Source organism: Novispirillum itersonii (assembly GCF_014205675.1).
GTDB lineage: Bacteria > Pseudomonadota > Alphaproteobacteria > Rhodospirillales > Rhodospirillaceae > Novispirillum > Novispirillum itersonii_A.
In genome coordinates this window covers 417,543-429,735 of the sequence record NZ_JACIIX010000001.1, presented here as the reverse complement: position 1 = coordinate 429,735, position 12,193 = coordinate 417,543, and the positions used below count along the sequence as shown (strand labels likewise).

Sequence of the window (12,193 nt, the reverse complement as noted above, 5' to 3'; positions counted from 1 at the left end):
ATGGCGATGGCCGTGAAGAGCCTGTCTTTTAACCGGATGCTGCCCAACCTGATCACGCTGCTGGCGTTATCGGCGGGGCTGACCGCCATCCGGTATGGCCTGCGGGAAGAGTTTGAACGCGCGGTCATCGCCATTTTCTTCGCCGCCGTGTTTGACGGAATCGACGGGCGGATTGCCCGGATGCTGCGGTCCACCAGCAAGTTCGGGGCGGAGCTGGACAGCCTGTCTGACGTGGTCAGCTTCGGCGTGGCTCCGGCGCTGCTGGTGTATATGTGGACCATGAGCAGCGCCGGAAGCGTCGGCTGGGTGGTCTGTGTGATCTTTGCCCTGTGTATGGCGCTGCGGCTGGCCCGCTTTAACACCATGCTGGGGGAACCGGATCTGCCGTCCTACGCCCACAATTATTTTGTCGGTGTTCCGGCTCCGGCGGCGGCTTTTCTGGCGATTCTGCCGATGGTGCTGTCGTTTGAATTCGACGGTGGCTTCTTCTCCAGCCCGATTCTGGTCGGGGTGGTGATGCTGACCGTCGCCTTCCTGATGGTCAGCCGGATTCCCACCTTCTCGATGAAGCGGTTCCGGGTTCCGGCCCGCTGGGTGGTGCCGCTGATGCTGGTGGTCGGTCTGCTGGCGGCACTGCTGGTGACCGAGCCGTGGGCGACGTTGGGGCTGATCGGGGTGGTGTATCTGGTCAGCATCCCGTTTGCGGCCACCTCGTTCCGCCGTCTGAAGGCCCGGGCCGATGCGCTGGGGGCCGATGTGGTGGCCAAGGAAACCTGCGAGGATGACGAGACCGGGGCCGGTCGGCCCTGATCGGGGTGCATGAAACCCGCAAAAAGCAAACCCCGCCGGTTGGTTCCGGCGGGGTTTGTGCTGTCGGGGTTTGTGCTGTTCAGGGGGATCAGATCACGGTCCGCAGCAGGGCAACGGTGGCGACACCGGCCATCAGCGACACCACGAACGGCATCCGCAGCACCGCCAGTCCGGCGGTGACGGCTCCGCCCGCCCACGATGCAGGTCCCCCGGCGACAACTGCCGGAATCACCAACGAGACGAAAATGGCACCGGGCACATGCTTCATCCAGGCGGTCAGGAACGGTCCGGCCTGAATCCGCTGGATCACGAAGTATCCCCCGGCCCGGACCAGATAGGTTCCGGCCCCCATGGCAAGGATGGTCAGCAGGGTCATCAGATCAACGGACATCGCGCCAGGCTCCATACAGGCTGCCGGCGAGACCCCCGGCGATCAGATACCATGTGCCGGGCAACAGGGCATGCACGGCGGTGGCGGTGACGGCGGCAATCAGCCAGGGGGGCAGATCGCGGCGGCCGGACCACATCGGCACCAGCAGGGCCAGAAAGGTGGCGACGGCGACGAAATCAAGGCCGAAGCGTTCCGGCTGCGGGATCGCCGCCCCGGACAGGTGCCCGGCAATGGTGGTTAACAGCCACACCGTGTACAGGGTCAGCCCGGCCCCAAGATGAAAGGCGGCATCGGTGCCGCCCCGGCGCATCTCGGCGATGCTCAGGGCCCAGTTTTCGTCAGCGGTGAAAAACAGGCTGCCATAGGCCCGGCCGGGGCCGACCGGGGCCAGCCACGGGGCAAGGGCGGCCGTCATCATCAGATAGCGCAGATTGATGATCACCGTGGCAACGGCCAGTGTGACCAGCGGCACCGGGTGATCCCACAGTTCCACCGCCAGCATCTGGCTGGCCCCGGCGAACACAATCGCGCTCATCAGCCCGGTTTCAAGGGTTGACAGGCCTTTCTGGGCCGCCGCCAGCCCAAGGGCCAGCCCGAACACCATCAGCCCGGCGGCCACCGGCAGCATGGTAGTAACACCCCGGCGGAAGCCCTGCCGGGTAAAGGTAATTTTGGACGCATCCGCCATCGTGGGGATACCCTCCGGTAAAGATAGATCAGGAGGGGGAAGTCTGTCAGGGCGGGGCACCGCTTTCTTGAACGATCCTGACTTTTTCTGCGGACCGGGTGTTTCTGTGGCGTTGTGAGGGGGAAAGCCGGTGTTCGCTTTTGTTGAAACCGTCAGCCGGGCAAGGCCCGGCGGAAGGCCCCGGGGGTGACGCCGTGGGCGCGGCGGAACTGCCGGGTCATGTGGCTCTGGTCCGCAAATCCGCAGGCCTGAGCCACATCGGCCGGGGGGTTGCCCTGCCGCAGTAGGCCGGTGGCGGTCTCGACCCGGCGCAGGATCTGATAGGCATGGGGCGGAACCCCGACCGCCTTGCGGAACGACCGGGCCAGATACAGCGGGGACAGACCGGCCAGCGTCCCCAGATCCGCCAGCGAGATATCCTCGGCGGCATGGGCATCCAGATAGGCCCGGACCCGGCGGACGGCGGCAGGTTCCTCGCCGCCGGACCGGCCTGCGGGGCGGGTGACGGCATAGCGGCGGATCAGGCAGGACACCAGCCCCCGCAGCTGGGTATCCCGGTGCAGGGCACTCTGGCCGGGGGTTTCCGCCGCGCTGTGGAACGCCAGCAGCCCGGCGGCAAGGTCCGGATCGTCAAGAACGGAGGTCAGAAACAGCGGAGCGCCGGGCAGGCCGTCCTCCGCCGCCACATCGCTGAACAGCCGGGGATCCAGATAGCAGATCCGCCGCTGCCAGCTTTCTCCCCGGACCACCGATTCGCCGTCGTGGACATCGCCGGGGTTGACCACCACCACCCGCCCGGCCGGGGCGACCTGCACCGCTCCCCGGTGCCAGAACTGCTCCGCCCCGCCGGTGGTGACCCCGAAGACGTAGCGGTCGTGGGTATGCCGGTCATAGGCGTGATGGGTGAAGCTGGCGTGCATGAACTCCGCCGACAGCCCTTCCCGCACCCGCCAGAACCGGGTCCATTCCGGTTGGTGCAGCGGGCGGTCAGGGGCGGAAAGGTCGGACGGATCAGCAAGCATCGGGGGCCTGTTCAGGGGGTGGGGGCGGGCTGGCGGGGGCGGCGGTTGCTGCACAGCATACCACAGACAATCAGGGTGACGCCGCAGGCAACCGCCAGACCCGGCCGTTCACCGAAGACCACGATTCCGGCCAGAACCCCCATGGCAGCCCCGACATAGCCGATCTGGCTGAGGTAGACCGGACCGGCGGCCCGTTGCAGGGCGAAAAAGGTGACGTACATCAGGGTTGAGGCCAGCGCCTGCGCCAGAACCGACCAATGCGGCAGCCCGGTGAACAGCCCCTGATACAGGGCCAGCGGCAGCATCCACAGGGCGGCGGACAGCAGCATTCCGGCGGCCAGTGTCAGCGGGGCGGCCCCGGCGGGCCAGGCCCGGCTGCGGTAGACATTGCCGATGGCAAGGCAGGTGGGGATCAGCAGGGCCAGCCCCATCCACAGCATCTGGGTGCTGTCGCCGCTCAGGCTGAAGCGGCTGAACACCAGTGTCACCGCGCCGCTCAGCCCGAACAGAATGCCCAGACTGCGCCAGCGGGTCAGCCGCTCGTATCCGATCAGGGCCGCCAGCGCCAGCGTGAACAGCGGCGGCAGGGTATAGGTCAGGGCGGTCATGCCGCTGCCCAGCGGGACCACCACCAGCATCACCAGCAGATTGGGCAGCCCGAGCGAAATCAGACCGCCGACCAGACTGTAGCGCAGGTGGTGCCGTTGCAGCGGCTGCCCGCGCAGCAGGGCAACCGCGCCGAGGATCACCCCGGCGGTCAGGCAGGTCCAGAACACAAAGACCGCCGAGGGAATTCCGGCTCCGGCAGCGAGCCGGGACAGTGGAACCTGAGTGCCGAGGATGCTGCCGGTGATCAGCAGCAGGACCGGGGGAGAGGACAGCGCGGAGCGGGCAGACATGGGGACTCCTGACGGAGACGGGGAACAGGGGAGGCGTTACGATGGTAGCCGGAAGGGGCTTCCGGCTACACCTGTCTGCAAAACACTGTGTTTCCGCAGGGGGAACAATCCGCCGGACCGCGTCCTGTCACCGGCCTTCCCGCCACCACAGCAGGAACAGGCTGCCGACGCAGAGGATCAGCCCCGGAACCAGCGGCAGCAGCGGCGTTTGCCGGACCCCGGAGGCCACGGTTTCCCCGTTGCGGCGCAGGCCGATCCAGCTGCCGTCCCCGGCGGCATGGCGGCTGCTGTCGGCGGCAGTGCGCCGCAGGGCCGGGAGCCCGTCCTTCAGCCAGCGGACCGCCCCGCCGCTGGCGGTTGCCACCGGGATCAGCAGATGATCGGTTGCGGTCAGGGCCTGATCCTCCAGCGCATCCGGCGGGGCGACGGCGGCAACGGCGGAGCGGGCTCCATCGCTGACCCGGTAGACCCCCGGCACCGGGGCCGCGGCTTCTGCCCCGGTGCGGCCGGGGCCGGTGACGGTCAGTGGCAGGGCCACATCCTGTCCGTCGGGCAGGGTCAGGGTCAGTTCGGCCGGAGGGGTGACGGACAGGCTGCGGCGCTCGGCCGTCAGGCGGGCCCCGTCGGAGCGCAGGGTCAGGGCTTCCTCTTCCAGATCCGGTTCCCGCATCAGCCAGTGGGCGGTGCGGCGGATCAGATCGGTCTGTGGCCCGCCACTCTGCCAGCCCCGGGCCCACAGCCAGATGGTGTCGGACAGCACCAGCCCGACCCGGCCCTGTCCGACGCGGTCAACCACCAGCAGCGGCGCGCCGTCCGGGGTCTGCATCAGGGTGCTGCCCTGACGGACTGTGGTATCGACGTAACGCAGCCACGGCCCCCATTGCGGGGGGCGGTCCGGTCCGCTCCATCCCGGCAGGGCGGCGGTGACCGGGTGGCGTTGCCCGGTTGGGCTGAGGGTCGGCAGGAAGGCCCCGGGGACCGCCCGGCCGGTGGGGGTGACCGGCAGAATTTCCGCCAGCGGGCTGTCGTACAGGCTGGAGGCTTCGGAGAACTCCGGCCCGACGGCCAGCAGCAGGGCACCGCCGTTGCGGACATAGGCGGCCAGCAGTTTGAAAAAGGCCGACGGCACCAGCGCCCGGCGGGAATAGCGGTCAAAAATGACCAGATCGAAGTCTTTCAGCCGTTCCTCGAACAGTTCCTGCACCGGAAAGGCGATCAGGGCCAGTTCGTTCAGCGGGGTGCCGTCATCCTTCAGCGGTGGCCGCAGGATGGTGAAGTGGACCAGATCGACGTTGGGGTCGGATTTCAGCAGCGTCCGCCACGCCCGTTCGCCGACGGTCGGTTCCCCGGAAATCAGCAGCACCCGCAGCCGGTCGCGGACCCCGGCGATGCTGACGGCCTGCCGGTTGTTATAGGGGCTGATTTCTCCGGGGCGCACCGGCACCGACAGATCGGTCACCACCGCCCCGCCATGGCGGATCCGGACCGGCACCGACACCGGCGGTCCGGCGGGGATGTCGAGGGTAGAGGTGCTGCCGTCGTCCTGCCGGAGGGTCATCGGCACGGTGGACCCCGGCGTCAGCGTCGGGTCTTCCAGCCGGACCGACACCGTCACCGTGCGGTCCACCAGTCCGAAGGCCGGGGCAGAGACCACGATCAGGCGGCGGTCACTTTCGCCGGGGGTGCCGGCCAGCAGGCTGTGGACCGGGGCCGCGAAGCGGCGGGCGATGGCCTCCGGGGCATCATCATGGATCTGGCCGTCGGTCAGCAGAACCGCTGCGGCCCGGCGCTGGGGCGGAACATCCGCCGCCGCCTGTTCCAACGCGGTCAGCAGGCGGCTGCCCCGGTGGTCAGGCGCATTGCTGACCCGCAGGGTCCGGACCTCCAGCCCGGGCTGGGCCCGCATCATGTCGGTCACGGCGGCGGCAGCCTGTTCCCGGTCCGCGATACGCGATCCGTAAGACATACTGTCGCTGGTATCGCTGACAACAAAGGCCACGTCCGGCAGCGAGACCCGTTGCTCCTGCACCACATGCGGATTGCCCAGCAGGGCCAGCAGAATCAGCCCGGGCAGCGGACGCAGGACCCAGCCCGGCTGCCGCCGCAGGGCGGCGGCAGCGGTCAGGACCAGCAGGGCGGCCAGCAGAAGTCCCAGCGCCCACAGCGGGATCAGCGGAGTCCAGCCGATGGCGGACAGGGTGGTGATACCCGGCGACACGGACGGGGTCATTGGGTCAGACGCTCCATAATCGCAGGCAGATGAACCTGATCGGCCTTATAGTCCCCGGTCAGGGCATACATCACCAGATTGACCCCGGCGCGGAACGCCAGTTCCCGCTGGCGTTCGCCACCGGGGATGGCGGGCAGCAGCGGCCGCCCCCGGCCATCGCGGGCCCAGGCCCCGGCCCAGTCGGCGGCCCCGATCACCACCGGCGAAATGCCCTGTCCCCGGGCCGCAGCCTGCCCGATCCACGGCGCGGAGTCCTCCACCCGTCCCGGCAGGCCGTGCAGCAGGTAAAAGGACCGGGTCAGCACATGGTCGGCAGGCAGACGGGCCACCGGCGGCAGGTCAAGCGCCTGCACCACCCGGTGCAGGGCAGGCACCTGTGCGGTGTCGCGGGCATCAAACACGATCAGCCCGCCATGGTCGAGGTAGCGGCTGATGGCCTGCCGTATGGCGGTGTCCGGGGTCGGGGTGGCATCGGTGACCGCCCAGTACAGCATCGGATACAGGCTGAGGGAGGCGCTGTCGGGCTGCACCTGAGCCGGTTCGCCCAACTCGGCGGCGGTGCGCTGCGACAGCACCTTGGTCAGGGCGCTCAGGCCGGAGCGGACAACCGCATCGGTTTCCCCGTTGCCGGAGGAAATCCAGCCCAGCCGGGTTTCCAGCGCCGCCTCCAGATCCGGGTCGGCGGCCTGCGCCAGAGGGGGCAGGGCGGTGGAAACCGCCAGCAGCAGGATCGCTGCGGCGGCAACCCTGACCCTGCCGCCGCGCAGCAGCAGGGTACACAGCCCGTCGGCCAGCAGCAGCAGCAGGGCGGCGGTATACAGCAGGCCGCGCAGATCACGGTCAGCGGACAGGGCTGCCGCCGGGGTCAGCGCCACACCGGCAGGCACGTCCTCAAGCCGGTCGAGAACCGGGGAAACCTGCCCGCCGACCGACAGGGCCCGCAGCAGGCCATCCCGCCCGTACAGACCGGGCGGTGTGTCCGCTTTCAGGGCCAGCGGGGGTTGGGTCGGATCATCTGCGGCCGGAATGGACCGGAGGTCCGGTCCCGGTGCCTGCCAGTGTCCGGTGCCGTCAACAACCTGTTGCGGCGGCAGCAGCACCGGCCCGGTGGCGGAGGTCCGCTCCGGCAGGAACTGGCCGGAAGACAGGGCCAGCAGGCGGCTGAGCATCTGCGGGAAGGTCCCCGACAGCGGCAGGGTGCCCCAGTCGGTGTTGGCGGTGGTGTGGAACAGCACCACCCAGCCCTGCCCGCGCCGGAGGCCGGTCACCAGCGGGGTGCCGTCCGACAGTCTGGCCCAGGTGCGGCTGGCCAGATCGGCCAGCGGCTCGGCCAGAACCTGTGTGGTGATGGTCACTTCCGCCGGGATCAGTCCGGCAAACGGGCCGGTGGCGGGGAACGGGGCCAGTGTCAGTGGCGCTTCCCACGACAGTTGGCCGCCCATTGACCGTCCGCCGCTGCGCAGGGGAACCGGCAGCAGCGGATCATCGGAACGGACCCCGGTTTTTTCGGCCAGATCGGCATCGGCAAAGCGGATCAGCACCCCGCCGTCCTCAACCCAGCGGGTCAGGGCGGCGGCCTGTCCGGCCGGGGGCAGGCCGCCGGGCAGAATCAGGACCGACCGGCGCTGATCCAGCAGGGTCTGTACCGGGCCGGTCCGCACATCCGCACCGTCCCCCAGCGCCCGGAGCAGGTAATAGGGGGCGGCCAACAGCGGCAGGTCGGAGGCGGTTCCGGTGGTTTCGATGATGCCGACCGGGCGGCGCTGCCAGCGGTCGTCGGTCAACAGCAGGGCCCCGGCCCCCAGCGGCTCTCCGCCCGCGCCGGTCAGGCGCAGACTGCGGAGGGAGCTGACGGCATCGGGCGGCACCGGCAGGGTCACGGTTTGCTCCGGTGTGGCCTCAAGGCTGACGGGAAGGGCGGCAAGAGTCTGCCCACGGGCATCCTCGGCGCGCAGGATCACCGTGCGGGCGGCGGGGGGGATGGTCCCCCGGGGGCGGTGGACGATGGCGGTAAGTCCGTCCGCCGTCCGGGTCAGGTCGGTCAGCAGCAGGGTCTGCGGGCCGGTGTCCGGCAGCAGCAGGCGGACCGGCCCTTTGCGTTGCAGAGCCTCCAGCAGGGCCTGCTGGTCCGGGTGGCGGAGGCCGTCGCTGATCCACAGGGTTTCCAGCCGCTCGGGCAGGGGGGCGGTGCCAGAGGTCACGGCGGCCAGCAGGGGGCGGAGGTCGGCGGGCCACGGGCGGGGGGACAGGCCCTGAACCCGGCTCAGCGCCTGCGCCGCGCTTTCCGGAACCGGGGCCGGAACCGGGACCGGGGATCCGGCGGCGGTTGCCGCCACCAGAACCGTCCGGTTCAGCCGGGCCGCCTGTTCCAGCGCCCGGCCTGCGGCCTGACGCTGGTCTTCCCAGCCGGGGGCGGCACTCCAGCCGGAATCAACGATCAGCAGCAGCGGGCTGTCGGTTCCCTGTCCGGGGGAGCGGTCGGTCAGCACCGGGTGCGACAGCCCCAGCAGGCCACAGACAACGATCAGGGTCCGCAGCAGCAGGATCCACAGCGGCGTGCGCTCGGCGACCGGGCGTGGCGCGGTCAGTCCGGCCAGCAGCCGCAGCGGCGGAAAGGTGACGGTTTTCGGCGGCGGCGGCATCAGGCGCAGCAGCACCCACAGCAGCGGCAGGGCCAGCAGTCCGAACAGGGCCTCCGGGGCCAGCAGGGCGAGGGATCCGGGCAGGGTCATGCCGTGCCCTCCCGGCCGGATCCGCCGGACAGGGCCTGATAGAGGCCCAGCAGGGTGGCAGGCAGCGGGTGATCGGTGCGATGGGCGGAGAGCTGCCAGCCGGTGGACCGGCACAGGGCGGCCAGCGCATCGCGGTGCAGCGACAGCCGGTGGCGGTAGTCGTCCCGCAGATCCTCGCAGCGCGGAACCACCCAGTCCTGAGCGGCGGCGGGGCCGGGGGCGCGGAAGCGGATCCGGCCTTCAAACGGGAAGGTTTCCTCCGCCGGGTCGAGGATCTGAATCAGGTGCCCCCGGATGTCGGCGGCGGCCATCCGGCGCAGGACCGGTTCAAGCCGGTCCGGCGGGGTCAGGAAATCGCTGATCAGCACGGCGCGGCCGTGGCGCGGCAGATCGCGGCCCGGCGGCAGGTCTCCCCCCGCTGCCGGGTGGCACAGCCGTGACGCCATCGTATGCAGGGCCGCCCGGCCGGTATCGGCGGGGGGCAGGTCTCCGTCTTCGGTCAGCAGGTGGACCCGTTCCCCGCCCCGCAGCAGCAGGGCGGCCAGAGCCAGCGTCAGCAGGCGTGCGTGGTCGATTTTCTCCGGCAGGGCGGCGGCGGACCGCCAGCGCATCCCTTCATGCCCGCCACACCACAGGGTGATGGTCTGGGCCACCGTCCATTCCCGCTGCCGGATATAGGCGTGCTGCCGCCGGGCGCTCTGCCGCCAGTCAATCAGGGCCACCGGATCGCCACGGTCATAGGGGCGGAACTGCCAGAAGTCCTCCCCGGTGCCGGTCCGGTGGCGGCCATGCAGACCGGCGGCAACGGTTTCCGCCAGCCGCAGGGCATCGGTCAGCAGGGGCGGCAGGGCCCCGGACAGGGCTTCGGCCCGGGCCGCCAGCCGGACGGCGGAGGCAGCGGCGGAGGCCGGGGCATGGGGGCGCAGTCCGGCGGGACCCGCCACGGCGGGCGGATGGTCCGGCTCCGGCCCCCGGAGGGCGGAGAGAAGGCGGTGCAGCGGGCCGCTCATGGCTGTCAGGTCAACTGGGCGGTCAGGGCGGCAAGGATATCGTCCAGCGTGACCCCTTCCGCCCGGGCCGAGAACGTCAGGGCCATGCGGTGCCGCAGAACCGGGGCCGCCAGTGCGATGACGTCATCCACCGACGGGGCCAGCCGCCCCTGTAACAGGGCACGGGCGCGGCAGGTCAGCATCAGGGCCTGTCCGGCGCGGGGGCCCGGCCCCCAGGCGACATGCCGGCGGACCAGATCCAGCGGGCTGTCATCGGGGCGGCCGCTGCGGATCAGCCGCAGGATGGCATCCACCACGCTGTCGCCGACCGGAAGGCGGCGGATCAGGCGCTGAAGATCCACCAGATCCTCCGGCCCCAGCACCCGGCGCGGCCGCAGGTCATAGCTGCCGGTGGTCATCAGCAGGATCTGCCGTTCGGCTTCGGCATCGGGGTAGGAGACGTCAATCTGCATCAGGAAACGGTCAAGCTGGGCTTCCGGCAGCGGATAGGTGCCTTCCTGCTCCAGCGGGTTCTGGGTGGCCAGCACATGGAACGGGCGCGGCAGGTCATGCGGCACGCCGGCCACCGTCACCTGCTGTTCTTCCATCGCCTGCAACAGGGCGGACTGGGTGCGCGGGCTGGCACGGTTGATTTCATCGGCCATCAGCAGCTGGGTGAACACCGGCCCGCGCAGGAAGCGGAAACTGCGGCGGCCGTCGGCCCCTTCCTCCAGCACTTCCGAACCAAGGATATCGGCGGGCATCAGATCCGGGGTAAACTGTACCCGCTTGTTGTCGAGACCCAGAACCGTCCCTAAAGTATGGACAAGACGGGTTTTTGCCAGCCCGGGGACGCCGATCAGCAGCACGTGGCCCCCGGCCAGCAGGGTGATCAGGCTTTCCTCGATGACCCGGGGCTGACCGAAGATCACCTCGCTGACGGCGCCATGGGCACTGCGGGCCAGATCGGCCAGCCGCTCGACGTCCTGTAAGGAGGCCGGGGCGGAGCCTCCGGCGGACCGGGGGGGGCTGTCGGGGGCACTGGTATGGCTCATGGCGACTCCGGGGCGGCAGGAACAGGCTGACGGTGAGATAGGCTGAAGAATGAAACCGGGAAGGTGAAAAGCAATGACACAGCAGACGGATACCGGTGTGGTCCCGTCCGGACAGGGTAGCGGATCCTTGGAGGGAGGAGAAGCCGCCGCGTTTTCCCGTCTGGTGCGGACGGAGTGCGGGGACCTTGGCCTGTCGATCGACCGCGACGGCCAGTGGTTTTACCAGAACTCCCCGATCCGCCGGATCGGGCTGGTCAGGCTGTTTGCCTCCGTCCTGTCCCGCGATTCCGACGGCCAGCACTGGATGACCACCCCGATCGAGCATGGAACGGTGCGGGTGGAGGATGTCGCCTTTGTCGGGGTCGGGCTGGAAATCACCGGCAACGGCCGGGACCGGGTGGTGACGGTGCGGACCAATCTGGACGACACCGTCACGCTGGGGCCGGATCACCCGCTGCGGGTGGTGGAACGGGATGCGGACGGACACCCGGCCCTGTATGTGCCGGTGCGGAAGGGGCTGGAGGCCCGGTTGAACCGTCCGGTTGCCTATGACCTGATGGTACTGGCGCTGGACGCGGAAGACCCCCATCCTGAAGGGGTGGATGAAATGATGATCGGATTCTGGAGTGGCGGGCAGTATTTCTGCCTCGGCACCGTGTCCGATGGAACGGACGGAGGCGGCGGACAGTGACCGCACACACACCGGGGCACACGCCGGGGCACACACCAGAGCCGATGCCAGAGCCGATGGAAGAACAGTGGCTGCGGGACCGCCTTGCCGCCCGTGGGGGCAGCGGGTTGCGGTCCGACGTGGCGATTGCCCTCAGCCTTGGGCTGGATCCGGCGGACGGTCCGCGTCTGGGGCGTCCGGCATCGGAGGGGACCCGGGCGGCGGCGGTTCTGGTGCCGCTGGTCCGGCGGGATGACGGCCTGCGGGTGATGCTGACCCGCCGCACTGACCATCTGCACCATCACGCCGGGCAGATCTCCTTTCCCGGCGGACGGCTGGAGGACGAGGATGATGGCCCGGTGGCCTGTGCCCTGCGGGAAACGGTGGAGGAAACCGGACTGGATCCGCGCCATGTCACCGTGCTGGGGCTGCTGGATGAGTATGTCACTGTCACCGGGTTCCGGGTGACGCCGGTGGTCGGGCTGGTGCAGCCGCCGTTCACCCTGTTGCCGGATCCGTTTGAGGTGGCCGAGGTGTTTGAGGTGCCGCTGGCATTTCTTCTCGATCCACGGAACCATCAGAAAGTGGCCCGGACGGTTAACGGCAAACCGCGCCCCTATTATGCCATTCCGTATGAGTCTTATTATATCTGGGGGGCGACGGCGGGGATGTTGATGAATCTGTATAACGTGCTGCGGGACTGAGCC

At 69.5% G+C, this 12,193-nt stretch carries 11 protein-coding genes; 3 read left to right on the top strand and 8 right to left on the bottom strand.

All coding sequences use genetic code 11. The features are described from left to right. Complete coding sequence (gene pssA, locus FHS48_RS01980) at nucleotides 1-810, top strand: CDP-diacylglycerol--serine O-phosphatidyltransferase (protein ID WP_184260746.1); 810 nt, start codon at nucleotides 1-3, stop codon at nucleotides 808-810. An 88-nt stretch (nucleotides 811-898) separates the two neighbouring features. Here the strand turns inward: pssA and FHS48_RS01975 are convergent, their stop codons facing one another. The 8 genes from FHS48_RS01975 to FHS48_RS01940 form a co-directional block, all read right to left on the bottom strand. After that, on the bottom strand, nucleotides 899-1,201 hold the full coding sequence (locus FHS48_RS01975) for an AzlD family protein (protein WP_184260743.1): 303 nt from the start codon (nucleotides 1,199-1,201) through the stop codon (nucleotides 899-901). Further along, the gene (locus tag FHS48_RS01970; protein ID WP_184260740.1) at nucleotides 1,191-1,889 is read right to left on the bottom strand and encodes an AzlC family ABC transporter permease; all 699 of its coding nucleotides are present in this window, start codon (nucleotides 1,887-1,889) and stop codon (nucleotides 1,191-1,193) included. The genes FHS48_RS01975 and FHS48_RS01970 overlap by 11 nt, the downstream gene beginning before the upstream one ends. A gap of 152 nt (nucleotides 1,890-2,041) precedes the next feature. Next, the gene (locus FHS48_RS01965) at nucleotides 2,042-2,911 is read right to left on the bottom strand and encodes an AraC family transcriptional regulator (RefSeq protein WP_184260737.1); all 870 of its coding nucleotides are present in this window, start codon (nucleotides 2,909-2,911) and stop codon (nucleotides 2,042-2,044) included. Nucleotides 2,912-2,922: 11 nt separating this feature from the next. After that, on the bottom strand, nucleotides 2,923-3,810 hold the full coding sequence (locus FHS48_RS01960; protein WP_184260734.1) for a DMT family transporter: 888 nt from the start codon (nucleotides 3,808-3,810) through the stop codon (nucleotides 2,923-2,925). Nucleotides 3,811-3,937: 127 nt separating this feature from the next. After that, a complete protein-coding gene (locus FHS48_RS01955) occupies nucleotides 3,938-6,040 on the bottom strand; it encodes a hypothetical protein (protein WP_184260731.1) in 2,103 nt (700 codons plus the stop codon). Beyond that, nucleotides 6,037-8,772 (bottom strand): DUF4159 domain-containing protein, encoded by a 2,736-nt coding sequence (locus FHS48_RS01950; RefSeq protein WP_184260728.1) that lies wholly within the window; start codon nucleotides 8,770-8,772, stop codon nucleotides 6,037-6,039. The genes FHS48_RS01955 and FHS48_RS01950 overlap by 4 nt, the downstream gene beginning before the upstream one ends. Continuing rightward, entirely contained in the window at nucleotides 8,769-9,782 is a 1,014-nt protein-coding gene (locus tag FHS48_RS01945) for a DUF58 domain-containing protein (RefSeq protein WP_184260725.1), read from the bottom strand. The genes FHS48_RS01950 and FHS48_RS01945 overlap by 4 nt, the downstream gene beginning before the upstream one ends. A 5-nt stretch (nucleotides 9,783-9,787) precedes the next feature. After that, nucleotides 9,788-10,816 carry an AAA family ATPase gene (locus tag FHS48_RS01940; protein ID WP_184260722.1) on the bottom strand — a complete coding sequence of 343 codons (1,029 nt, stop codon included), beginning with the start codon at nucleotides 10,814-10,816 and terminating at the stop codon, nucleotides 9,788-9,790. A 73-nt stretch (nucleotides 10,817-10,889) separates the two neighbouring features. On the opposite strand from FHS48_RS01940, the gene FHS48_RS01935 reads away from it, so the two are divergent. Together FHS48_RS01935 and FHS48_RS01930 are read left to right on the top strand one after the other, a co-directional pair. Next, nucleotides 10,890-11,507, top strand: a complete 618-nt coding sequence (locus FHS48_RS01935) for a DUF1285 domain-containing protein (RefSeq protein WP_184260719.1) — start codon at nucleotides 10,890-10,892, stop codon at nucleotides 11,505-11,507. Next, complete coding sequence (locus tag FHS48_RS01930; RefSeq protein WP_311769058.1) at nucleotides 11,504-12,190, top strand: CoA pyrophosphatase; 687 nt, start codon at nucleotides 11,504-11,506, stop codon at nucleotides 12,188-12,190. The genes FHS48_RS01935 and FHS48_RS01930 overlap by 4 nt, the downstream gene beginning before the upstream one ends. The last annotated feature ends 3 nt before the right edge of the window (nucleotides 12,191-12,193 follow it).

Bases quoted from the DNA above. Each gene is read 5' to 3' on its own strand.
- pssA (WP_184260746.1), top strand. From the start codon at position 1: ATGGCGATGGCCGTGAAGAGCCTGTCTTTTAACCGGATGCTGCCCAAC.
- FHS48_RS01975 (WP_184260743.1), bottom strand. From the start codon at position 1,201: ATGTCCGTTGATCTGATGACCCTGCTGACCATCCTTGCCATGGGGGCC.
- FHS48_RS01970 (WP_184260740.1), bottom strand. From the start codon at position 1,889: ATGGCGGATGCGTCCAAAATTACCTTTACCCGGCAGGGCTTCCGCCGG.
- FHS48_RS01965 (WP_184260737.1), bottom strand. From the start codon at position 2,911: ATGCTTGCTGATCCGTCCGACCTTTCCGCCCCTGACCGCCCGCTGCAC.
- FHS48_RS01960 (WP_184260734.1), bottom strand. From the start codon at position 3,810: ATGTCTGCCCGCTCCGCGCTGTCCTCTCCCCCGGTCCTGCTGCTGATC.
- FHS48_RS01955 (WP_184260731.1), bottom strand. From the start codon at position 6,040: ATGACCCCGTCCGTGTCGCCGGGTATCACCACCCTGTCCGCCATCGGC.
- FHS48_RS01950 (WP_184260728.1), bottom strand. From the start codon at position 8,772: ATGACCCTGCCCGGATCCCTCGCCCTGCTGGCCCCGGAGGCCCTGTTC.
- FHS48_RS01945 (WP_184260725.1), bottom strand. From the start codon at position 9,782: ATGAGCGGCCCGCTGCACCGCCTTCTCTCCGCCCTCCGGGGGCCGGAG.
- FHS48_RS01940 (WP_184260722.1), bottom strand. From the start codon at position 10,816: ATGAGCCATACCAGTGCCCCCGACAGCCCCCCCCGGTCCGCCGGAGGC.
- FHS48_RS01935 (WP_184260719.1), top strand. From the start codon at position 10,890: ATGACACAGCAGACGGATACCGGTGTGGTCCCGTCCGGACAGGGTAGC.